This is a genomic window from Streptococcus infantis, assembly GCF_047460875.1.
GTDB classification, from domain to species: domain Bacteria; phylum Bacillota; class Bacilli; order Lactobacillales; family Streptococcaceae; genus Streptococcus; species Streptococcus infantis_AA.
Genome location: NZ_JASHFI010000017.1, coordinates 1 through 22,989, shown reverse-complemented (window position 1 = coordinate 22,989; position 22,989 = coordinate 1). Strand labels below are relative to the sequence as shown.

General features: G+C 42.6%; 16 protein-coding genes. 2 read left to right on the top strand and 14 right to left on the bottom strand.

What is annotated here, in order from left to right:
* A partial coding sequence (locus QM887_RS09550; RefSeq protein ID WP_414271403.1) for an SIALI-17 repeat-containing surface protein occupies positions 1 to 2,306 on the bottom strand: 2,306 nt, incomplete at its 3' end.
* Between the two features lie 612 nt (positions 2,307 to 2,918).
* The gene (locus tag QM887_RS09545; protein WP_414271402.1) at positions 2,919 to 8,699 is read right to left on the bottom strand and encodes an endo-beta-N-acetylglucosaminidase; all 5,781 of its coding nucleotides are present in this window, start codon (positions 8,697 to 8,699) and stop codon (positions 2,919 to 2,921) included.
* Positions 8,700 to 9,003: 304 nt separating this feature from the next.
* On the opposite strand from QM887_RS09545, the gene QM887_RS09540 reads away from it, so the two are divergent.
* Positions 9,004 to 10,635, top strand: coding sequence for a Na/Pi cotransporter family protein (locus tag QM887_RS09540; protein ID WP_414271401.1), 1,632 nt, complete (start codon positions 9,004 to 9,006; stop codon positions 10,633 to 10,635).
* 29 nt (positions 10,636 to 10,664) lie between these two features.
* Here the strand turns inward: QM887_RS09540 and QM887_RS09535 are convergent, their stop codons facing one another.
* The 12 genes from QM887_RS09535 to QM887_RS09480 form a co-directional block, all read right to left on the bottom strand.
* Positions 10,665 to 10,961: a bacteriocin immunity protein gene (locus QM887_RS09535; RefSeq protein WP_414271400.1), complete on the bottom strand. Its 297-nt coding sequence runs from the start codon at positions 10,959 to 10,961 to the stop codon at positions 10,665 to 10,667.
* Positions 10,962 to 10,985: 24 nt separating this feature from the next.
* Positions 10,986 to 12,050 (bottom strand): glutamyl aminopeptidase, encoded by a 1,065-nt coding sequence (gene pepA, locus QM887_RS09530; protein ID WP_414271399.1) that lies wholly within the window; start codon positions 12,048 to 12,050, stop codon positions 10,986 to 10,988.
* Between the two features lie 121 nt (positions 12,051 to 12,171).
* The gene (yidD, locus tag QM887_RS09525) at positions 12,172 to 12,408 is read right to left on the bottom strand and encodes a membrane protein insertion efficiency factor YidD (protein ID WP_414271398.1); all 237 of its coding nucleotides are present in this window, start codon (positions 12,406 to 12,408) and stop codon (positions 12,172 to 12,174) included.
* Positions 12,408 to 13,133, bottom strand: a complete 726-nt coding sequence (locus tag QM887_RS09520) for a pseudouridine synthase (protein ID WP_016466836.1) — start codon at positions 13,131 to 13,133, stop codon at positions 12,408 to 12,410. The genes yidD and QM887_RS09520 overlap by 1 nt, the downstream gene beginning before the upstream one ends.
* Positions 13,120 to 13,689 carry an SMC-Scp complex subunit ScpB gene (gene scpB, locus QM887_RS09515; protein WP_371608208.1) on the bottom strand — a complete coding sequence of 190 codons (570 nt, stop codon included), beginning with the start codon at positions 13,687 to 13,689 and terminating at the stop codon, positions 13,120 to 13,122. The genes QM887_RS09520 and scpB overlap by 14 nt, the downstream gene beginning before the upstream one ends.
* A gap of 12 nt (positions 13,690 to 13,701) precedes the next feature.
* On the bottom strand, positions 13,702 to 14,436 hold the full coding sequence (locus QM887_RS09510; RefSeq protein WP_414271397.1) for a segregation/condensation protein A: 735 nt from the start codon (positions 14,434 to 14,436) through the stop codon (positions 13,702 to 13,704).
* A complete protein-coding gene (gene xerD / locus QM887_RS09505) occupies positions 14,436 to 15,170 on the bottom strand; it encodes a site-specific tyrosine recombinase XerD (protein ID WP_414271396.1) in 735 nt (244 codons plus the stop codon). Before xerD ends, QM887_RS09510 begins: the two co-directional genes overlap by 1 nt.
* Positions 15,167 to 15,628 (bottom strand): cyclic-di-AMP-binding protein CbpB, encoded by a 462-nt coding sequence (gene cbpB, locus QM887_RS09500; protein WP_414271395.1) that lies wholly within the window; start codon positions 15,626 to 15,628, stop codon positions 15,167 to 15,169. Before cbpB ends, xerD begins: the two co-directional genes overlap by 4 nt.
* Positions 15,625 to 16,146 (bottom strand): metallophosphoesterase, encoded by a 522-nt coding sequence (locus tag QM887_RS09495; protein ID WP_004251713.1) that lies wholly within the window; start codon positions 16,144 to 16,146, stop codon positions 15,625 to 15,627. Before QM887_RS09495 ends, cbpB begins: the two co-directional genes overlap by 4 nt.
* Positions 16,122 to 17,093: a nucleoside-triphosphate diphosphatase gene (locus tag QM887_RS09490; RefSeq protein ID WP_414271394.1), complete on the bottom strand. Its 972-nt coding sequence runs from the start codon at positions 17,091 to 17,093 to the stop codon at positions 16,122 to 16,124. Before QM887_RS09490 ends, QM887_RS09495 begins: the two co-directional genes overlap by 25 nt.
* A complete protein-coding gene (racE, locus tag QM887_RS09485) occupies positions 17,090 to 17,884 on the bottom strand; it encodes a glutamate racemase (protein WP_075228845.1) in 795 nt (264 codons plus the stop codon). The genes QM887_RS09490 and racE overlap by 4 nt, the downstream gene beginning before the upstream one ends.
* A 226-nt stretch (positions 17,885 to 18,110) precedes the next feature.
* Entirely contained in the window at positions 18,111 to 18,359 is a 249-nt protein-coding gene (locus tag QM887_RS09480) for a YneF family protein (RefSeq protein ID WP_075226808.1), read from the bottom strand.
* Between the two features lie 284 nt (positions 18,360 to 18,643).
* Here QM887_RS09480 and QM887_RS09475 point away from each other — a divergent pair.
* On the top strand, positions 18,644 to 22,989 hold a 4,346-nt coding region (locus QM887_RS09475; protein ID WP_414271393.1), incomplete at its 3' end, for an SIALI-17 repeat-containing surface protein.

The window sequence follows — 22,989 nt, the reverse complement described above, 5'->3', positions numbered from 1 at the left end:
ACTGGGTCTGTATATTCTGGGACTTCATGAACTGGAGCTGGTGCGTCACCCACTGTGCCGACTGGGTCTGTATATTCTGGGACTTCATGAACTGGAGCTGGTGCGTCACCCATTGTGCCGACTGGGTCTGTATATTCTGGGACTTCGTGAACGAGAGCGGGTTCTTCGCCAGATGTACCGACTGGGTCTGTATATTCTGGGACTTCGTGAACGAGAGCGGGTTCTTCGCCAGATGTACCGACTGGGTCTGTATATTCTGGGACTTCGTGAACTGGGGTGGGTGCGTCACCAGCTGTACCGACTGGATCTGTATACTCGGGAACCTCATGAACCGGAGCTGGGGCGTCGCCAGCTGTACCGACTGATTCTGTGTACTCTGGCAAGTCGTAAACCGGAGCTGGTTCGTCACCGGCTGTGCCGACTGATTCTGTGTAGCCTGGAACGTCGTGAACGGGAGCTGGTTCGTCACCGGCTGTGCCTATAGGATCTGTGTACTCTGGTAATTCGTGAACCAGAGCTGGATCTTCACCGGCTGTGCCCAACGAATCTGTATACTCGGGGAGGTCATGAGCAGGAGCAGGATCTTCACCGGATGTACCGACTGATTCTGTATACTCTGGCAATTCATGAACGGGAGCAGGAACTTCGCCAACTGTACCTACAAGATCTGTGTATTCTAGAACTTCATGAACGGGAGCGGGCTCTGGACCTACTGTACCCACAGGAGCTGTATATTCTGGGACTTCGTGAACTGGGGCTGGATCGTCACCTGTTGTGCCTACTGGAGATGTGTACTCAGGCAATTCATGAACCGGAGCTGAGTCATCGCCTACTGTGCCTATAGGTTCTGTGTACTCAGGGAGGGCGTGAACTGGGATTGGATCGTCACCTGCTGTGCCCAATGAATCTGTATATTCTGGAAATTCATGAACTGGAACGGGAGCTTCACCAACTGTTCCGACTGAATCTGTATATTCAGATAATTCATGAACTGGGGATGAGTCATCGCCTACTGTGCCTACAGATTCTGTGTATTCTGGAAATTCATGAACTGGAACGGGAACTTCACCTGCTGTACCTACAGGATCTGTGTATTCTAGAACTTCATGAACTGGAGCTAAGTCGTCACCTGCTGTGCCTACAGGAGCTGTATACTCGGGAAGGTCATGAACTGGAGCTGGGTTGTCACCTGACGTACCTACCGAAGCTGTATATTCAGGAATTTCGTGAACTGGCGATTCTTTTAGCAATTGACTACTTTCTGCCGTGCCCATCAGAATAATCTCTGAAACAGGTTGAACTGTCACTTGATCAGACACCAACTCAGATTTTATCACCTTCTGACCAGTACTGTAGCGACGAGTAATCACTGTACGTTCCCCAGATACACCCACCTGAATGATCTTTGTTTGCCCCTTAACAAGATTATCCGAATAGCGATATTCTGTTTGATAAGGAAGCACTTGCGTTTGACTTTCATCTTGACTAGATAATTGTAACTCAGAGCGATCAGAAATTGAGCTTCCCGACGACACTCGGTTTGCTCCATTGACAAGCTCCAGTTTTTCATCTGTCGACTTGTCTGAACTATCTACTTTTGATATTGCTACCGCTTTGTCATTTTCAGAACGATCCACTGATTGATTTACAGTCTTATTAGTTTTATCCTCAGATTCTTCACCTTGCTCCCGAGAATTTTTCAAAATAGCCTGACTCTTCAGATAACCAATGTATTCAAAATCTTCAATGTTCAAGGGCTGAGGTAGTTGCTCTCCTAGTCCCAAATTTAAAAGCTGATTATAAGCAGCTAGCTCAATATTTGTAACCGCAAGCGTAGCAGGAGAAAGAAGGACAGAACCTAGTCCAGTCACCAATAAAATCGAAGATAAGTATCTTTTCCCATTTTTCCCCTTAGAAATTACCAAGACCACAAGAACAATACCAGCTGTTGCAAAGATTGCTTCCCACATACCAGAGTAGCCAGTACTTGGTAAGTTTCCTATCAATCTTCCTTCTTTTTTCGGACGATAAACCAAGTAGTATGCATCTGTACTTTCCTCTACAAATTTTGGAAGTTCCTTAACAATCATTCCCTTTTCAGCATCGGTCAATTCTGATTCCATAACATACTTATACTGAATCTGAACAGCTTGATTCGCCGGTAACTCTGCAGCTTCAACAGGGTGTGTACTAGGCCCAGCTACAGAACCCAAAAAGAAGCTTCCGATAGTCGCAGATATCAGACCTACTGATAACTTCCTAAAAGAAAAACGTTGACGCTTTTCTCCGTAAAATTGATGTTTCATCACTTAACTTTTTCCTTTATAATAAAATATTAAATCCTTTCTATTCTACCGAATTTTCCTCCAATATACAAGTCTTTTGTTTGCTGCTTGAAATTATTTGACGCTAGGTAATTTCTTAAAGCAACTTCCGCTTATTTGTCCAAAGTGGAAATTAGTCTAAAACACTTTCATATGAGGGGATTTTGTGCGCTCTTTTTTTCGATTCATTTCGCCTTCAAAAGCGATGAAATCAAGCATTAGTAAAACCAGTGGAATTTACCCTGACACGGATTTCCACTGGTTTTTAGGATTTTTATCAGATTAACTTCCACTTCTACTAGCGGTGAAACTTAGTTTGCGAATTTAACTTTTTTATCAAATACCTTGATACACTTGACAAATGGTAGAAAAGGACTTAGTCCTGTGCAATACAGAACTAAATCCTTTGGATAAATTAATTGTCTAACTTTTTTGGGGGCAGTACAGATATTATCCTTTTCTAATAAATAAGAGCTTTCCCCAAAACATCTTTTAAACTATTCTTGTTTCAAACTTTTAGATGTATTATCCAGTTTTGAATTCATCTACCATAAACATGTTTGTCCTATCAGACGGTAAATTAAGAAGTTTAACTTAATCTTCTTTTTTCTTTTGAGCTAGCAAACCAAAGCCACTTAAAACTCCAGCCAGTCCAAGAGCTACTAGATTTACATCGACTCCTGTACCTGTATTTGGTAATTGTTTTTCTACTGCTTGACCATGCTTAGCTTCTGCATTGGCCACTTCCTGCTTAGTCGTTTGAGGCACTTGAGCAGGTACGACTGGTTTTTCAGTTGGTGCTTCAACTACTTTTGTACCAACTTCAACAATCTCAGTTACCACCTCTTTGACAAGATCTGTTCCCTTGAGACTACGCTTGCCTTCTGAATCAACCTCTACAAGATTTCTACGAAGGCCTTCCACTCCAGCTTGAACTAGACGGCGTTCACCTGCTGAAAGGTTTGCGTTTTCTCTTTCTTCACGTCCAAATGCAAGAACTTCTTCTTCAACTACCAAGCTTGGTTTCTTAACTTCCAAGAATTTTGGTCCTTCTAGTGGTTGAACACGACTTTCTACCTTAGTACCAACTTCAACAATCTCAGTCACAGCTTCCTTAACTACCTCTGTCTGAAGAAGTGTGCGATTGCCTTTAGCATCTATCTCAATCATGTGACGGATTTGCCCAGCTTCACCAGCTTGAACCACACGGCGTTCACCTAATAAAAGATCTGCTGTTGGACGCTCTTGGTGATTGAAAGCTACGGCTTTTTCTTTCACTTCCAATTCTAGTTTTTCGAGAACAAGATTCCCAGAACCGTCCAATGGTTGAACACGACTTTCTACCCTAGTCCCAACTTCAGTAATCTCTGCTCCTGCTTCCTTGACTACCTCTGTCTGAAGAAGCGTGCGATTACCCTTAGCATCTACCTCAATCATGTGACGGACTTGCCCTGCCTCACCAGCTTGAACCAGACGGTGTTCGCCTAACAAGAGGTCTCCTGACGGACGTTCTTGACGTTCGAAGGCTACCACTTCTTCCTCAACCGCTAGTTCTGGTTTTTCTAGAATAGCATCGCCAGATCCATCTAATGGCTGTACGCGACTTTCTACTTTGGTACCAACTTCAACAATCTCAGCTACCGCCTCTTTGACAAGTTCTGTTCCCTTGAGACTGCGTTTGCCTTCAGCATCAACTTCTACAAGATTTCTACGCAGGCCTTCAACTCCAGCTTGAACTAGACGACGTTCACCTGCTGAAAGGTTTGAGTTTTCTCTTTCTTCACGTCCAAATGCAAGAACTTCTTCTTCAACTACCAAGCTTGGTTTCTTAACTTCCAAGACTTTTGGTCCTTCTAGTGGCTCAACACGGCTTTCTACCTTGGTACCGACTTCAGTAATCTCTGCAACTGCTTCCTTGACTACCTCTGTCTTAAGAAGTGTGCGATGGCCTTTAGCATCTACCTCAATCAAATGACGGATTTGACCTGCCCCACCTGCTTGAACCATACGGCGTTCACCTAGTAAAAGCTCTCCTGTCGGACGCTCTTGGTGTTTGAAGGCTACGGCTTCTTCTTTCACTTCCAATTCTAGTTTTTCGAGAACAAGATCTCCAGAACCGTCCAATGGTTGAACACGGCTTTCTACCTTAGTACCAACTTCAGTGATTTCTGCAACTGCTTCCTTGACGACTTCTGTCTGAAGAAGAGTACGATTGCCTTTGGCATCGACTTCAATCAAATGACGGATTTGTCCTTCTGCACCAGCCTGAACGACTCGACGTTCACCCAACAAGAGGTCTCCTGACGGACGTTCTTGACTCTCGAAGGCTTGAGTTTCTGTCTCAACCACTAATTCAGGTAGTACTTCAACTGTTGGCGCAGTTTCGCCTTCTTCTAAGCTACCTACATGATGGCTTTCTTTAACAAGGAGTTTTTTATTGAGTTCTTCCTTGAGGTTGGCAAATGCTTCTGGAGTTGGATTTGTTGAGCCAATAAGAGTTTCTGCTTGAGCGATGATTGGATCGTCTGCATTTTTCTCACGAACTTTTCCTAGAAGAGTTTCAAGCTCTTCCTTAGCTGTTTGATAAAGCTGTACACCATTCAAGTCAGTACCAGCTTGTTTCAAGTCATTCAAGGCTTGGTTGACTGTTTCTTGACTAGCATCATGATTTTCTAAAATCGCTTTCGCTGCATTAATCTTCTCAACTAGAGCTGCTTGTTTTGCTGCATCGGCAAATGTATAAGCTATTGTTTCTTTGCGTCCTTGGGCAGATGTGATTTCTTGTTTCAGGTATTCGTCGTTGACAGCTGCTTTAGGTGATACTAGAACATCAAAGTCGACAGTTTGTCCTTGATAGTGCAACTGAAGTTTTTGACGGCCTGTTTTTTGAGCATCATAGCCCGTAATTTCGACTCCTTGGTCTGTAAAGCTATGTTCTGTCTCCGTTTCATCATCATACAAGACCTTGAAACGTCCTTCTGATAAGTCAAGAGTATCGCCTACAAAGTAATCAATTTTCGGTTGCTTGCTAATATACAAGGCTGCGACTTCTTTTGGACCAGCTTCTTCACCAGTCACTTGAACCTTGAAGCTTCCTGCAACTGGAAGACCAAGATAGGTTACTGTTAACTCTTGTTCGCCATGATGGTGAGCATCGTAACCGTTAACAACTACACCTGCATGACTAAGGTTGATGACTTCGTCTGCTTCTTCACCCTCATATTTGACGCGAAGAAGACCACCTTTGAGATTCAATTCCTCACCATCTTGATAAGTTGCTTTTTTAGGTGCTACTTCTAGACTGACAGCCTTAATCTTTCTCTCATCCTGAGGAATCGTCACAGCAAGAGTATTACTGATTTCTTTACCTGGCAATTGTGTACGATAGTAAAGAAGACTCGGACGTTTTTCAAAGTTTAATGGGTCTGTTGCCAAATCCCCTCCAACTACCGTATTTAAGGTAGCGATTGGAGTTTTTGAATCTGCCTTGTCATAAACTGTGATGGTAGCTCCAGCAGGAACTTCTGAGAATCCAAGTTGAATCTTATTGTCCGTTAGAACACGCGCTGCGACTTTAGCCATTGGGATGTTTTGACTCTCAGTGTCAAGAGCTTCATACATCTTCCAGTTATAGATACGGATGGCTTTCCATGGTGTTCCATTATCAGACGTGATGACGTTTAAGCGCCATTCTTGCGCAGTGATTGGACTATCAAGAGTAATATCTGACACATGGGCTCTGTTGCCACGAACAGCCTTGGCTAGTTTCCATTCTCCAGCTTCATCCTTGTAGTAGAGGTCAAAGTCTTTCGTATTCATCAAGCCGTCATTGACAGATTCACCACCAGCACCGGCATGGTCCATGACCCATCTAACGACACGGCGTGGTTGTGTCAAACGGATATCTACGCTACCACTCAACTGAGCAGAAGACCATTTGTCAGATAGGCTGGTGATCGTACCATTCAACATACCTTCGATGCCTTCTCCACCTTCTGTATTTGGGAAGGTACTTCCGATAACTGTCGCTCCTGGAACGATATTTTCTGCTAGTGGTCTTGGAAGACTGGTGTCTTGGACAGTCATTCCCCAGTCAAAGTTTGTAGTTGCTGCTTCAGAACGAAGGCCATTCTTCCCAACTGCGACAACCTTCAACTCTTGACTGGTTCCAGTCGCACTAGCTGAACGACTGACTTTTGGTAGGTAAATAGTAGTTGCTGATGATCCTGTCAATAGACGCCAAGCATCGCCATCCTTTTCATAAACTTCATAGAAGTCAGCATCTTTGTTACCTGTAAATTGAACAATAGCTTCCGCTTCTTGGGCATTTTTAAGAGATTGTTTAGCTACTTTAAGCGCTGTTGGTGCTTGAGGAGCCTCTTGATTATCTGTTACAGTCAACTCACCCAAGTTAAATTGATATCCCTTAAGGGCAGCAGTATTTTCAAAAGTGAGCTTGATACCGTAAATAGTCTGACCTGCCAAGGCACTCAAATCAAATTCATCTTTTGTCCAATCGTCAGATAGAGTCAGTTCCTTACGAGCATTCTCGCCACCAAATGTATAGTTTTTCTGAGTCGCAAACTCTACATAGACCTTGCTTCCCTTACCCCCCTTATGGGCAACCCGAAGTTTTGTTTTATCCGTTACTTCCAGTTTTGTAGAGTAGAGACGAACATCTTGGTTGGTATTTTCAGCTAAATCACCCGCAAACTTAAGTGAGTTACCACCATTGTAGGCATCTTCAAAGTCATAGTCAGCTTGAAGTTTAGCACCAGATGAAGTTTGCCACCAGCGCCATGTAGGCAAGATACCTGATACAGAACGATAGTTCCATTCAGAATCCTTAGAAACTTTACCGTCTACAAACCATTTCTTCCCATGTCCTGTGTTAAAGGATGTTGTAAAGGTACGGCCTACTGCTGGTGTGCGGTCAGCTACGAGGTTAGCAATCCCGTACCAGTCCTTGTCATCTGGTTTTTGGCCAGTTGGATCTCCTTGGTAACCTGTGAAGAAGATATTTTCATTCTTATGATAGTCTTCACCTGTTTTCCCAAGACTCGTGATAGTATCTGGGGCAAAAAGTCCAAGTGATAAGCGAAGTTTGCCGTTCTCATCAAAAAGGGCATCCCATTTCACTTTTGTCTTGTAAGAACCACCTTGTTGCAATTCCAAACCTGCAAAAACATCATACTGACTGCGTTCTAGCCATTTTGCCATAGCTACAGAATAGTCATTTTTCTCTTTAGTCCAGTTAAAGTTGGCAAAGAAGTGATCCGCAGGAACCTTGTCTCCCTCTTTTTCCATGAATTGGTAATTGTATTCACCCAAACCATCTTCATGATAACGACCATATTCATAGGTCATGGCATCATACCAAGAATATTTCACTGGATGATTGACTTGAGCCGAATATTCCTTGGTATAGAGCATGAAGTCACGCATTTTCTTACCAAGAGGCGTTACGATATCTCCTGTTGTTTCTTGGTTGATAAAATATCCATCAAATCCATAGTATTTAGCCAAATCAACCAACTTACGAGCGATAGGGAAAGTTCCGTCTTCGTCTTGTTTAAGGGCTTCAGCAAATTTTTCTTGGTCTGCAATACTGTTAGACCAGTTGAAGAAGAGTGTACCCAATACAGGGACACCATTACGGTGACCAGCATCAATCACGTCCGGAGTTGGAACGAGCCCTTCCCAGAAGACCATTGAATTCAAGTATTGCCAGTAATCAAATGCATAGGCTTTAAACTCTTCACCACCTACAGAAGCGTGGTCTTTAGCCTTAGAGTTGGTATTGGCAAGAGCTTCAACCTTAGCGTCCTTATTGGCTTTTTCGTTGACTACATGCCCACGGTAACGTTTAGCCAATTCAACTGAGGAACGATTAATAGCGTCGTCTTCACGAGCACCCGGTTCCCATTTCAACAAATCTTCCCAAGTGTCAAATTTAATTTCTTTTGGTCGAAGACTTTTTTCTTCTTTCTTAGGAACATCTGAAACAGTTGCTTTCTCTTCAGCCTTATTTTCTGTAGCCACAGGTGCTTCTTCAGCCTTAGGAGTTTCAGCAGTCGGACTTGTCGCTTCTTTATCTCTTGCTGTCAGCTCTTCCAGTGATGGCTTCTCATTTGAAACTGGTTGCTCGCTAACCTTGTCTTCAGATGCTTCCAACTCCTTCAACACTTCTGGCGCAGGCGTAGTTGGTTGCTCCGAAGCTACTGCTGTTGTCCCCGTAGGATTTTCAGCAATAACTGCTTCTTCAGCTAAGACTGGTCCTGCAAATAGGACTGAACCAATCATCAAAGAGCAGGCACCCACTGACAATTTTCGAATACTATAGCGGCAACGTTTTTCAAAAAATGGATTCTTCATCTTTTTCTCCTTTTACTTCCAGAAAGTAAGCGCTTTATTTTTGTTTTAAAAAAGTAGCTGCCCTAATAAAGATAATAGAACAGTTCATCTCCATTTTACGCTATTTAGATGAAGAGTCAACATGAGTCCCAAAAGAACTATATAGAAGTGAAGAATTAATATAAATTAGACAATCAAGCTCCATTTTTAGAATAAATTTAACATTTTTCTTAAAAAAAGATCATTTACTACTTGTTAGATCGCTCTTAATCCTTTAAAATAGAATGGGAGAGATTCCGCGATTATTTTTCGGAGGAAAAAGAAAATGTCCATTAATTGGCAGGAAATTGTATTTCACTTTTTAGGTGGTCTGGGACTATTCTTATATAGTATCAAGACCATGGGGGACGGTTTGCAACAAGCAGCTGGAGATCGTCTTCGATATTACATTGACAAATATACCAGCAATCCTTTCTTTGGTATTCTGGTAGGTATTGGAATGACTGCCCTGATTCAGTCTAGTTCAGGGGTTACAGTTATTACGGTTGGTCTGGTCAGTGCGGGACTTTTGACCCTACGTCAGGCTATCGGGATTGTCATGGGGGCCAATATCGGGACAACTGTCACATCCTTTATCATCGGTTTTAAATTGGGAGACTACGCATTACCCATGCTCTTTCTCGGAGCAGTCTGTCTCTTCTTCACAAAAAATAGAACCATCAATAACATCGGACGAATTGTCTTTGGTGTCGGTGGTATCTTCTTCGCCCTCAATCTTATGAGTGGTGCTATGGAGCCCCTCAAGGATTTACAAGTCTTTAAAGACTACATGGTAGAGCTGAGTAAAAATCCAATCCTGGGAGTCTTTGTCGGAACTGGTTTAACCCTTCTAATTCAAGCCTCATCAGCGACCATCGGTATTTTGCAAAATCTCTACGCTAGCAATCTGATTGACCTTCAGGGCGCCCTACCAGTTCTCTTTGGGGATAACATCGGAACTACTATCACAGCGATTATCGCTTCACTTGGAGCAAATATCGCAGCCAAGCGTGTAGCGGGGGCCCATGTGGCCTTCAACGTTATCGGGACTGTTATCTGTATCATCTTCCTCGTTCCCTTCACAGCCTTGATTCAATGGTTTGAAACGACTCTTCATTTGTCTCCAGAAATGACCATTGCCTTCGCCCACGGAACCTTCAACATTACCAACACCATTATCCAGTTCCCATTCATTGGAGCTCTTGCCTTCTTGGTAACCAAGCTCATCCCTGGTGAAGATGAAGTTGTCAAATACGAAGCTCTCTACCTAGACGAGCAACTCATCAAACAAGCTCCATCTATCGCTCTTGGAAATGCTAAAAAAGAACTTCTACACTTGGGAAACTACGCTGCAAAAGCCTTTGACCTCTCTTACGACTATATCATCAATTCTAATGAAAAAGTTGCGGAAAAAGGTCATAAGACCGAAGAAGCCATCAACACTATTGATGAAAAATTGACTCGTTACCTCATTAGTTTATCTGGTGAAGCTTTGAGCCAAAAAGAGAGTGAAGTCTTAACCAATATCCTTGACTCTTCACGAGACTTGGAACGTATCGGAGACCACGCAGAAGCCCTGCTCAATCTTAATGATTACTTGCAACGCAAGAATGTTCAATTCTCTGAAGCTGCCTTAGAAGAACTCGCAGAGATTTATCTTAAAACGAGCGAATTCGTCAAAGATGCTCTTGAGAGTGTTGAAAATAATGATCTTGAACAAGCCCAAGCCCTTATGGAACGTCACGAAGACATCAACAATATGGAACGTGTTCTTCGTAAGACACATATCAAACGTCTTAATAACGGTGAATGTTCTACCCAAGCAGGTGTCAACTTTATCGATATCATTTCTCACTACACTCGTGTATCAGACCACGCTATGAACCTGGCTGAAAAGGTTTTGGCAGAACAAATTTAAAACGAAAAAAATGCTTTGATTCTCTCGAATCAAAGCATTTTAAATAGTTCTCCAATCATAATGGAAGATGCAGCTGCGCCCTTGTACCTAGCTTCTTCCTTTTGGATAAAGCGGGCCAGATTGACTAACTCTGGTGCTGGTGTTTTGGGATTTTGGAGTAGTTCGAGTGTAACTAAACCTGAAAGTCGTACTGCTAGCAATCGCTCATTGGTGCTAGGTAATTTCTTAGCAGTCTCTACAAGTGCGATCACCAAATCTTCACTAAGGTTCTGACGGGCATGATTGTAAAGATCCCGAATCAAGGTTTCTAGGTTTGGTTCTTCCATCCCTATTCCCTCCATCTTTTCTGTTTAATAATTTTTGATCAAATCTACAGTTGAGCGATCCAATTTTTTAACCAAGGCTTGTAAGAATGCTTGTGCTTCAAGGAAATCATCCATTGCATAAAGTGTTTGGTGAGAGTGGATATAACGAGCACAAACACCAATTGTTGTTGATGGGACTCCACCATTTTTCAGATGAGCTGCCCCAGCGTCCGTTCCACCTTTTCCACAGTAGTATTGGTACTTGATTCCAGCTTCTTCAGCTGTCGTCAAAAGGAAATCCTTCATGCCTGGGAGAAGCAAGTGACCTGGATCGTAGAAACGAATTAAGGTTCCATCACCAATCTTACCTTGACCACCATAAACATCACCAGCTGGCGAGCAATCCACAGCAAGGAATACTTCTGGGTCAAATTTGGTTGTTGATGTATGGGCACCACGAAGTCCGACTTCTTCTTGGACATTGGCTCCAAGATAAAGTTCATTGCCTAGTTTTTGGCCTGACAAGCTTTCTGCCAACTCACTAACCATGAGAACTCCGTAGCGGTTGTCCCAAGCTTTGGAGATGATATTTTTTTCGTTAGCTGTTAGGATTGCACTGCTATCTGGAACGATGGTGTCTCCAGGACGGATACCGAAACTTTCAGCCTCAGCCTTATCCGCAAAACCACCATCAAAGACGATATCTGAAACAGCTGGCATGCTTGGACCACCTGTTCCACGAGTTAAATGTGGAGGTACCGATCCTGAGATTACTGGAATTTCACGACCGTCACGAGTAAAGAGTTTAAAGCGCTGGCTGCTGACCACCATAGGATTCCAACCGCCAATCTCAACGACACGGAAGGTTCCATCAGGTTTGATTTCACTTACCATAAAACCAACTTCATCCATGTGAGATGCTACCAAAACACGAGGTGCATCGACTGCTTCTGAGTATTTGATACCAAAAATACCACCTAGGCCATCTGTTACTACTTCATCCACGTGAGGTGTTATCTTCTCACGAAGATAAGCGCGTACAGGTGCTTCATGACCTGAGATAGCAGAAAGTTCTGTCACTTCTTTGATTTTAGAAAATAATGTTGTCATTTTAATCCCTTCTTTCTTTCAACCATTTTACCACTTTTTATAGGAGAAGGGTAGTGGAAATCACAAATCCTCCGACTTCATAGTTCTTATCAGGTAAAAAGGAATCTGTTACGATTCCTTTTTACTTGGTATTTCTTTTTAATGAAAAGTGGTCTGGCACTGGATCTTTACCCGTTTTAGACCAAGGATGGCAACGTAATATCCTAGCCAGTCCCATAAGGACTCCCTTGAGGCCATGTTTTTCAATAGCCTGAATCATGTAATTTGAACAAGTGGGTTCAAATCTACAAGAAGGTGGAAAGGCTGGCGAGATAAAGCGTTGGTAAAAGCGCACTGGCGCAATTAAGATTTTTTTCATTATTTATTATTTGTTACAGCCATGGTGTGTAGTTGGCTGATTTCTTTTTTATTGAGACGGCGTGATTCTCCTGGACGAAGTCCTGTCAAGTCTAGATGACCAAAACGAGTTCGAGAAAGTTTATCTACTTGGAGACCAACAGCTTCAAACATTTTTTTGACCTGGTGATTGCGTCCTTCATGAATGGTCAACTGAACAACTGAACGGTTTTTAACTGGATCTACTTTAAGAATCTCATAAACAGCCGGCTTGGTCTTCTTGCCATCAATCTCTACTCCACGAGTCAAGGGACGAAGATTTTCTTTGTTGGCAATCCCTTTCACACGCGCAACATAGACCTTATCAATCTCATTACGAGGGTGAATCATCTCATCCGTAAAGTCACCATCATTGGTCAAAATCAAAACTCCAGACGTATCCCAGTCCAAACGTCCCACAGGGTAGATACGCTCTTTAACATTGGGCAAAAGGTCGACAACAGTCTTACGACCCTTGTCATCTGTCACACTGGAAATCACACCGCGTGGTTTATTGAGCAGATAGTAGACCTTTTCTTCGTTATAGATTGGTTGTCCTTCAACTTCGACCTTGTCGCCTGACTTGATAGTCGTTGCTAGTTCACGAACCACTTGGCCATTGACAGTTACCAAGCCTTGCTTGATCAACTCTTCTGCTTTTCTCCTACTGGCCACACCTGCGTGGGCAATATATTTATTGATTCTCATCTTCTTCTATCCTTTCACCAAATAATTGGCTTTCTTGTGCTTGAATGTCAAGCTCATCAATCACGGGCAACTCTTCCAAATGGTTAATGCCCATATAATCCAGAAAATAATCCGTCGTTACATAGAGATTAGGGCGTCCAAGAACTTCTTTTTTCCCGTCTTCTTTTATCAAGTCAAAGGCTTGCAACTTAGCTAGCGCTCCACTTGAATTAACCCCCCGAATAGCATCGATCTCTATCCGTGTGATAGGCTGCTTATAAGCAATGATGGACAAGGTTTCAAGGGCAGCCCGAGACAGGCTCTGATTGATAGGTGCCTTAGAGTATTCTTTCAAAACGGCTGCGAATTGAGGCTTGGTTACCAATCTGTAGGCACCACCTGTCTCAATCAAGGCTAAACTGGAATCCTGGTCTTTTTCATACTTTTTGGCTAATTTTTCTAAGCTTTGCTGGATACCAGTCGGTGGCAAAGAAAGGAGCTCAGCCAACTGGCGAATCCTAATCCCCTCTTCACCCGCTACAAACAAGAGCGCTTCTATTTCTGCTAAAGTACTCATATTCCCTCTCTATCAAGCTTGACTCTGCTCTACTTGATTTTCCTCATTCTTTTTCAGGAGATAGATATCTCCAAAGCTCTCTTTTTGAATCAAGAGAATTTCTTGGGTTTTAATCAACTCCAAGGTTGCTAAAAATAGTGTGATGACCTCTTGTAAATCCTTGGTTTCTTTAAACAAATCCTGCAAGCATAATTGCTCACCTTCAACCAAAGCTTCTCGGACGATGACCATCATATCTTCAATCTTGTATTCATCGCGTAAAATGGTTGTATGACTTTTGGAAAATTCTTCTTTTTTCTTAGCTAACAAAGTTGAAAAGGCTAAGAAAAGGTCAATCGTGGTCTTATCATGCACGAGTTCTGCATCTTCGTAAATTAACTCTGTCGGTGCTTTTGAGTAATATTGAGCTCGTTCTTGGTGCTTCACTTCCAACTGCTCTCCCAAAAGTTTAAACTTACGGTATTCTTCGATTTGAGAAAGGAGGTCCTGCTCAAGGTCATCCTCTAAATCCGTCACTTCTGCAACCTTCGGCAAGAGCTTGCGACTCTTAATCAGCATGAGTTGGCTAGCCATGACCATGTACTCACCTGCGACTTCCAAACGCATAGCTTGTAATGTCGAGATATAGGCTAAATATTGCTCGATAACCTCTGTAATCGGTACATCATAGATATCCATCTGGTACTTTGAAACCAAGTGCAAAAGAAGATCCAAAGGCCCTTCAAAATCTTTTAATTTAATATCCATTATCTATATTTTTCCAAGGTCATGACTGTCTTTAATCCTAATTTTTTAGCGATTTCGTACAAGTCAACCTTTTCTTCGATTTGTCTTAATATAAACTGTTCTCTCAATCCTTGGGCAGATAAGTCTGAAAAACCTTTTTCCTTTAGAAAGGCTTCTAACTGACGAAAGGCCCATTGACGAGAATAGGGCTTCCCAGCTTTTTCAAAGAGATAGGTCTGTCCCATCAAGGGGTCTAACTCTGCAAGCAGGTTTGTGGGAAGGCTCAAGATTCTTTGTTGAGAAGCTTTATTGACTCTCAACACTTGAAAATCTAGGTTCACATCACTTGTTTTTAAGGCTAGAATTTCACTTGGTAAGAGGCCCAATTCAACTATCAGTAAGGCCAACAAGCGTCCCTCTGGATAGGCACTTTCTTGCCAGAAAGAACTGAGATCTAAAAGTTCTGACTGAACTTGCTTTTTCTCAGCCTGTTTCGGCAATTCTAAACGATAAAAGGTAGCAATTTTCCCCTTCTGGTATAAAAAGTAAAGAAATTGATTGCAAGCAGAAACCTTACGCTTTTGGGCACTGATTTTAAACTGAGATAGTTGAGCTTGGTAGATTTTTAAACTTGTCTCAGAGATTCGTTCTCCTACAAGATCTAAAAACTGCTCCAAGTCATACTTATAGGATTGCTTAGAATTTACAGACAAACCTTGTTTTTCTTCTAAAAATGCTGAAATTCCTTCTCTCATTTGCTTCGAATCTCATATTCCTTACTAAAATCATGCAAGAGAGCATTGACAGCCTTAAGGATTGATTTCCGTGTGATAATGCCTTGGAAGATACCATCCTTATCAACGACTGGTAGGAAAGACTCATCCACTAACTTATGTAAAACATCCGTCAGTGTATAGTCTGGACTGACAACTGCTACATTCTTCTTGGTCATATGTACAATATCCGTATCTGCCATGGCTTCCTGACTCAAGCCCTGCTCCATCTGGTAGGCCAGAATGTCTCTAAGTCCAATGGTTCCGACAAATTCTTTCTCATCAGTCACGACTGGCACTCTGGTATAGGTCATCTGGCTAAGGAGGAGAGTTGCATGATCTGCATTGTGGGTATCAATGAGTACAGCCAAATTTTCAGCAGGAGTTAAAAAGGTTTCCTCTTGCTCCAGTAAAAACTGTTCAAATTCTTTGGCAATCATCGAGCGAACTCCTTAGACAAGCCTGGATAGACCTCATGGTTACGTGTCAAAAAATCCACTTTAAAGTAGCTATCATCAATCTCTACACGGGCGTAAAGACATTCTCTGATAGTTCCACGTGGTTGACTGATAGAACCAGGATTTAGGAAGAGGGTCTTCCCTTCCATCCAAGCATTTGGAACATGCAAGTGCCCATAAAGACAGATATCTGCATCTTCCTCTTGAGCCCAAAAATCAAGCTTTTGGAAATTAAAGTTAATATCAAATAAGTGCCCATGAGTCTGGATGATCTTAGTTGGACCTAATTGAGTCACTAAACGTTCTGGGTAATCTGAGTAAAAATCCATGTTTCCTCTGACTACCTGGATTCCTTCCCAGAGTGGTGAATCCGGGCGAAGTTCCGAGTCACCATCGTGAAAAATAGCATCGACTTTCCCAAGATAGCGGTCACGGATTTCTTCTACAATCAAGCTATCTCCGTGGGAGTCACTCATTACAATGATGGTTTGCTTTGCCATGATGGAAATACCTCCAAAAGTTTCTTAACGGCTAAGGCACGGTGGGATTGACTATTTTTTTCTTCAAGGGTTAATTCGGCTGATGATTTACCAGTTTCTCCTACTAGGAAAAGTGGATCATAACCAAAGCCATTTTCACCCTTAGGTTCAAAGTTAATGTAACCTGGCCAATCAGCTTCGACAACCAAGCTTTCCTTACCTGTACTAGCTACGACCAAGGTTGTGTGGAATTGAGCAGAACGGTCCTTGAGTTCAAAGACCATAGCCAATTCGTGCAAGAGTTTGGCATTATTTTCACGGTCAGTAGCTCCAACTCCTGCAAATCGAGCTGACCAAACGCCTGGCAAACCACCCAGAACATCAACTTTAAGACCAGAATCATCCGCCAGAACCATCTTGCCTGTCAATTTAGAGATCGTTTCTGCCTTGAGACGGGCATTTTCTTCGAAGGTCATGCCTGTTTCTGCTACTTCAGGCAGGTCTGGATAGTCATTAAGGTTCTCCACATCATAACCAAGTTTGTCAAAAATAGCTCGAAATTCCTTGGTCTTACCTTCGTTACGAGTCGCAATCAGCAAAGTTTCTCTGACCTTGTTTGTCTCAAAGAAATCTTGAACGTTGACTCCTTCTTTAGGCAATTCAACATACAAGAGTTGCCCATTTTCAACTAAGAGCAAAGCCCCCTGACGTTGAATGACTTCCAAATTTCGTCCCATTTCTTGGTTAAGTATATCTACCACAAAGGACAATAAACGGTAGAGAGAACCATAGCGTAAAACGGTAACTGAAAGTGGAAAGCCTCGCTCCTCATCTCCAAATATTTCGGCGAATTGGAACAGGGGAAAGTCTAACTCATCATCCGTCAAAGTCCGAATGCCGCCAAAAACACTGTAGGAACCTACATACCAGTCCTGGTCATCCTTGTATTCATAAATTTTATTTGTCATAATGTTACATGCTCCACATGAATCTCTTTTTCCAGCCATTCTGCACCAATCTGAGCAAAACTCTGACTATTTGCTGTTGTGTAAAAACGGTGTTGTAACGAGCCTGCATCTCGGCTTCGATTGATTTCAAAATAATTGAGTAAGACAGAGATGTCCCGCACGCACTCTGCACCACTATCGATGAGTTTTACATCTGGTCCCATCACATTTTGGATGATGGGACGAAGAAGCGGATAATGGGTACAACCCAAAATCAGGCTATCCACCTTTCCAACCAAGGGACGCAGGGTTTCATAAACCACTTTCTTAGTTACACTGGTTGATAAGGCACCCGACTCCACCAAGGGGGCAAATTTGGGACAAGCCAAACTCTCCACCTGCAAATCTGGATCCAGATCATGGATTTTCTGACGGTAGATGTCTGATTGTACCGTCATGGGAGTTCCAATGACCCCGATTTTCCCACCTTGGCTAGACTTAATGGCTGCCGAGGCTCCTGGCAAAATCACACCCAAGACAGGAATGTCTAGTTGAGCCTTGATTTCTTCCCAGACGACTGCCGTTGCCGTATTGCAAGCAATGACAATCATCTTGACATCCTTGGTCAAGAGAAAGTTGACCAACTGCCAAGTATATTCACGAATTTGCTCAGCAGGACGAGGCCCGTAAGGTGCCCGTGCCGAATCTCCAATATAGACGATTTCTTCATGAGGAAGCTGGCGCATGAGCTCACGTACAACGGTCAAGCCTCCAACGCCCGAATCCAAAAAACCAATTGGTCGATTATCCATACAGTCTTCTTTCTAGTCTTATTTTTCTGATTGATAGTTCATTATCATTACATTTCTCACTGAAATTTCTGACAGACTGGCAAACTCCCAACTGTCTCCCTCTTAATCATAATCAAATATCAATAGAATGCAAGGAAAAAGCCTTATCCTTAAATATAAGTCGAATATAGTGAGAAGTCTGGAACTTTCATCCCAGACTTTTCCTATTTATAGTTCAAAAGAGCTTTTATTTTTTCTTTTTGCTATTTGCAAGGGCTGCTTTTTGTTGGCGAATGATTTGGTGGTACACTTGTTGTACTTTAGCTTCGCTTGGCTTTTGACCGTTTGCACTCAACAGAGTACGAACTGCTTCTGCGTTCAAACGTGGGTTGTCCGCAAATTCTTTTTCGATTTGCTTACGCACCAAGTACATACCTCCAAGAGCTCCCCCTAGAAAAGCTAAAACAATCAATACAATTGCTAAAATAAGATCCATAATATTTCTCCTGTTTCTTTTTGAGTCTTCTATATTATACCATAAAGTCCCCCGCCTGACTAGTTTGATTTACGCTTACATCCACTGTGATTTCCTAAGTAATTAGCAAATACTTCATACTTAGTAAAACTTAGTAAAATAAGCCCATTTTCCTTGAAAGCCCTTGCAATAACTCCATTTATTTGTTATATTAAGATTATCTGAAAAAATCACATATATTTCTGAAGACTTATTTTTTTTGCAATAAAATGTATGCGCTTCCAGATATGAGAAAGGAGAATTTTGTGGATAAAAGATATTGGGAAAAATCCTGCAAGTATAGCATCCGAAAATTGAGCATCGGAGCTGCCTCTGTTTTACTAGGAGCTGTTTTTTTAGCAGCACAGGGTGTGGCTGCTGATGGTATCGAGATTCCGGAAAGTGAGGCAACAATTACTGAAACCTCTGCTAAACCGGATACGAAAGTTGAGGAAGTTGTTGCTTCTAACACAGAGACTCAGCCTATAGCTGAATCATCTGAGAAGCAAACCATCGCAGAGCCAGAATTACCTCAAACAAGTAGTCAGTCAGATACTAGCACAGCTACTCCTCCTGCTGAAAATAAGGAGAGCGAGAAACCAGAACTTCCTGTGAACAAACAAGAACATTACGAACTGCATTACAACCAACCAACTGCTCCTTCCTATGATGGATGGGAAAAACAAGCCCTGCCAGTCGGAAATGGAGAAATGGGTGCCAAAGTCTTTGGTTTGATTGGTGAAGAAAGAATCCAGTACAATGAAAAAACCCTTTGGTCTGGAGGCCCACAGCCAGATAGTCAAGACTACAACGGCGGAAACTACAAAGATCGCTACAAAGTCTTGGCAGAAATCCGTAAGGCTTTAGAGGACGGTGACCGTCAAAAAGCCAAACGCCTAGCTGAAAGAAATCTCGTTGGGCCTAATAATGCCCAATATGGTCGCTACCTAGCCTTCGGTGATGTCTTTATGGTCTTCAATAACCAAAAGAAAGGCTTGGAGAATGTTACCGACTACTACCGTGGCTTGGATATTTCTGAAGCTATCACAACTACCTCTTATACCCAAGACGGGACAAGCTTCAAACGTGAGACTTTCTCTAGCTTCCCAGACGATGTTACTGTCACCCACTTGAGTAAAAAAGGGGATAAGACCCTTGATTTTACACTTTGGAATAGCTTAACAGAAGACCTAATTGCTAATGGACAGTATTCTTGGGATAATTCTAATTACAAAAAAGGGACTGTCAGTGTAGATTCTAATGGTATTTTGCTCAAGGGTACTGTTAAAGATAACGGCCTTCAATTTGCCTCTTATCTTGGTATCAAGACTGACGGACAAGTCACTGCTCAAGATGGTTATTTGACTGTTACAGGAGCAAGCTATGCGACCCTTTTACTCAGTGCCAAGACTAATTTTGCTCAAAATCCAAAAACTAATTATCGCAAGGATATTGACGTAGAGAAAACTGTCAAATCTATCGTAGATGCTGCCAAGGCAAAAGACTATGAAACTCTGAAAAATAATCACATCAAGGATTACCAAAGCCTTTTCAATCGTGTTCAATTAAACCTCGGTGGTAGCAAGTCTAATCAAACTACAAAAGAAGCTCTTCATACCTATAATCCAACAAAAGGCCAAAAGCTAGAAGAACTCTTCTTCCAGTACGGACGTTACCTCCTCATCAGTTCTTCTCGTGACCGGACTGATGCCCTTCCTGCCAACTTGCAAGGAGTCTGGAACGCTGTAGATAATCCACCATGGAACTCTGACTATCACCTCAATGTCAACCTACAGATGAACTACTGGCCTGCCTACATGAGCAATCTTGCTGAAACTGCCAAGCCAATGATCAATTATATTGATGATATGCGCTACTATGGCCGTATCGCTGCCAAGGAATACGCTGGTATTGAATCTAAAGAAGGTCAAGAAAATGGTTGGTTGGTTCATACCCAAGCAACGCCATTTGGCTGGACAACTCCTGGTTGGAACTACTATTGGGGTTGGTCTCCTGCTGCCAATGCTTGGATGATGCAGAACGTCTATGACTACTACAAATTCACCAAGGATGAAACTTATCTTAAAGAAAAGATTTATCCAATGCTCAAGGAAACTGCTAAGTTCTGGAATTCCTTCCTGCATTATGACCAAGCAAGTGACCGTTGGGTATCTTCTCCATCCTACTCACCAGAGCATGGAACTATCACTATTGGGAATACCTTCGACCAGTCTCTAGTTTGGCAACTTTTCCACGACTACATGGAAGTGGCCAACCATCTGAAAGTGGATCAAGACCTTGTAACAGAAGTTAAGGCTAAATTTGATAAGTTAAAACCACTTCATATCAACCAAGATGGTCGTATCAAGGAGTGGTTTGAGGAAGACAGCCCTCAATTCACCAACGAAGGCATTGAGAATCACCACCGTCACGTTTCTCATCTGGTCGGACTCTTCCCTGGTACCCTATTTAGCAAGGATCAACCTGAGTACCTTGAGGCTGCGCGTGCTAGCTTGAATCACCGTGGAGATGGTGGTACTGGATGGTCTAAGGCTAATAAAATCAACCTCTGGGCTCGTCTCCTAGATGGGAATCGTGCCCACCGTTTGTTGGCTGAACAGCTCAGATCTTCAACCCTAGAAAACCTCTGGGATACCCACGCGCCTTTCCAAATTGATGGTAACTTTGGTGCAACCAGCGGTATGGCAGAAATGCTCCTTCAGTCTCACACAGGTTATATCGCACCATTACCAGCCCTTCCAGATGCTTGGAAAGACGGGCAAGTTTCTGGTCTTGTAGCCCGTGGCAACTTTGAAGTCAGCATGAAATGGCAAGAAAAGAATCTTGAATCCCTTACCTTCCTTTCAAATGTTGGTGGAGATTTGGTTGTAGACTATCCAAATATTGAAGCTAGCATTGTCAAGGTAAACGGTAAGGAAGTACAAGCTACCCGTATCAAAGATAACCGTATTCAGCTTGCTACTCAAAAGGGCGATGTCATTACCTTTGAAAACTTCCCTGGACGTGTGACTCGTTTGACAGCTGTTCGAAAAGATGCCATGACGGCTGAACTCGACTTTAACACAGTTGAGGGAGCAAGTCATTATGTCATCCGACGAGAAAGCAAAGATGAAAATAGCCAAGCTTCTAGCCTACGTGAGTTTATCACCAACCAAACTCACTTCATCGATCGCTCGATTGATTCTAGCCATGCCTATACTTATACCGTTAAGGCTATGCTAGGGGATCGTACAACACCAGTTTCAGATCCTGCTTCTATTGATGCCTTTAGTGAGTTGGTAGATGACCGTGACAAACGCATCCAGTACGGCTCTGCCTTTGGAAATTGGTCTGACACAGAACTATTTGGTAGAACAGAGAAATACGCTGATATCTCAAATGGAAATTATTCCGATAAGGATGCGACTGCAACTATTCCATTCAATGGACCTGGTATTGAAATCTACGGTCTCAAGTCATCTCAATTGGGACTTGCCGATGTTAAAATTGATGGCAAATCTGTTGGAGAACTTGACTTCTATACAGCAGGAGCAACTGAAAAAGGTGTATTGATAGGACGTTACACAAATCTATCCTCAGGTCCTCATTTGATGACCATCACTGTTAAGCGCGAGCACAAAGGACGTGCCAATGAGCGTGCAAAAATTTCTCTCGATTACTTCAAAGTCTTTCCAGGCCAAGGAGAAGCTGTTGAGAAGATTGACGACCGTGACCCTCGTATCCAGTATGGTTCCATGTTTAAGGATTGGAGCGATGCAGAACTCTATGCTTCTACAGAAAAATACGCTGACATCAACGCTGATGATAGCCTCGCTTCTGAAGCCACTGCAACCATTCCATTCTCTGGAACAGGTATCCGAATCTATGGATTAAAATCATCATCGCTAGGCAAGGCACTTGTCACACTCGATGGAAAAGAGATGCCAGCTCTTGACTTCTACACTCCAGGAGCGACTGAAAAAGGTGCATTAATTGGCGAATTTACCAATCTAGCAGATGGTGATCACGTTCTTACTTTGAAAGTCGATCCAAATTCTCCACAAGGACGAAAGAAAGTTTCTCTTGATTCCTTTGATATCTTAAAAGCTCCGTCCGTGTCACTCGATAGTCCAAGCCTTGAAGCTGTTAAGAAAGAAGACAAGACTGTTACTCTAACCTTACCAGCTAGTAATTGGGATGCAGTCGCTGTGACCTTCCCTGGCATCAAAGATCCTCTCCTACTTAGAAAAGTCGATGATGACCATCTTGTCACATCAGGCGAACAAACAGTATTAACCATTAAGGACAACAAGGTTCAACTAGATATTCCTGAGGCTACAGATCGTAAAGCTGGCAATTCGATAGAAGCTTATGCCATCCAAGGTACAACAACTACTAGTCCTGTTGTAGCTATCTTTCCTAAGGACGAAACTGCTCCAGTTGAAAAAAAAATCCTTACAAGTAAAGGGGATGAGCCTGCTCCAGTTGTAACCATTCCTGAGTACACAGATCCTATCGGCACTGCGGGTGAACAAGAAGCACCTTCTGTAGTAATTCCTGAATACACCGAACCTATCGGTACTGCAGGAGATCAAGAAGCACCTTCTGTGGT

Bases quoted from the DNA above. Each gene is read 5' to 3' on its own strand.
- QM887_RS09495 (WP_004251713.1), bottom strand. From the start codon at position 16,146: ATGGCAAAGCAAACCATCATTGTAATGAGTGACTCCCACGGAGATAGC.
- QM887_RS09540 (WP_414271401.1), top strand. From the start codon at position 9,004: ATGTCCATTAATTGGCAGGAAATTGTATTTCACTTTTTAGGTGGTCTG.
- QM887_RS09520 (WP_016466836.1), bottom strand. From the start codon at position 13,133: ATGAGAATCAATAAATATATTGCCCACGCAGGTGTGGCCAGTAGGAGA.
- scpB (WP_371608208.1), bottom strand. From the start codon at position 13,689: ATGAGTACTTTAGCAGAAATAGAAGCGCTCTTGTTTGTAGCGGGTGAA.
- pepA (WP_414271399.1), bottom strand. From the start codon at position 12,050: ATGACAACATTATTTTCTAAAATCAAAGAAGTGACAGAACTTTCTGCT.
- QM887_RS09545 (WP_414271402.1), bottom strand. From the start codon at position 8,699: ATGAAGAATCCATTTTTTGAAAAACGTTGCCGCTATAGTATTCGAAAA.
- QM887_RS09535 (WP_414271400.1), bottom strand. From the start codon at position 10,961: ATGGAAGAACCAAACCTAGAAACCTTGATTCGGGATCTTTACAATCAT.
- cbpB (WP_414271395.1), bottom strand. From the start codon at position 15,628: ATGATTGCCAAAGAATTTGAACAGTTTTTACTGGAGCAAGAGGAAACC.
- QM887_RS09490 (WP_414271394.1), bottom strand. From the start codon at position 17,093: ATGACAAATAAAATTTATGAATACAAGGATGACCAGGACTGGTATGTA.
- QM887_RS09510 (WP_414271397.1), bottom strand. From the start codon at position 14,436: ATGGATATTAAATTAAAAGATTTTGAAGGGCCTTTGGATCTTCTTTTG.
- racE (WP_075228845.1), bottom strand. From the start codon at position 17,884: ATGGATAATCGACCAATTGGTTTTTTGGATTCGGGCGTTGGAGGCTTG.
- yidD (WP_414271398.1), bottom strand. From the start codon at position 12,408: ATGAAAAAAATCTTAATTGCGCCAGTGCGCTTTTACCAACGCTTTATC.
- xerD (WP_414271396.1), bottom strand. From the start codon at position 15,170: ATGAGAGAAGGAATTTCAGCATTTTTAGAAGAAAAACAAGGTTTGTCT.
- QM887_RS09480 (WP_075226808.1), bottom strand. From the start codon at position 18,359: ATGGATCTTATTTTAGCAATTGTATTGATTGTTTTAGCTTTTCTAGGG.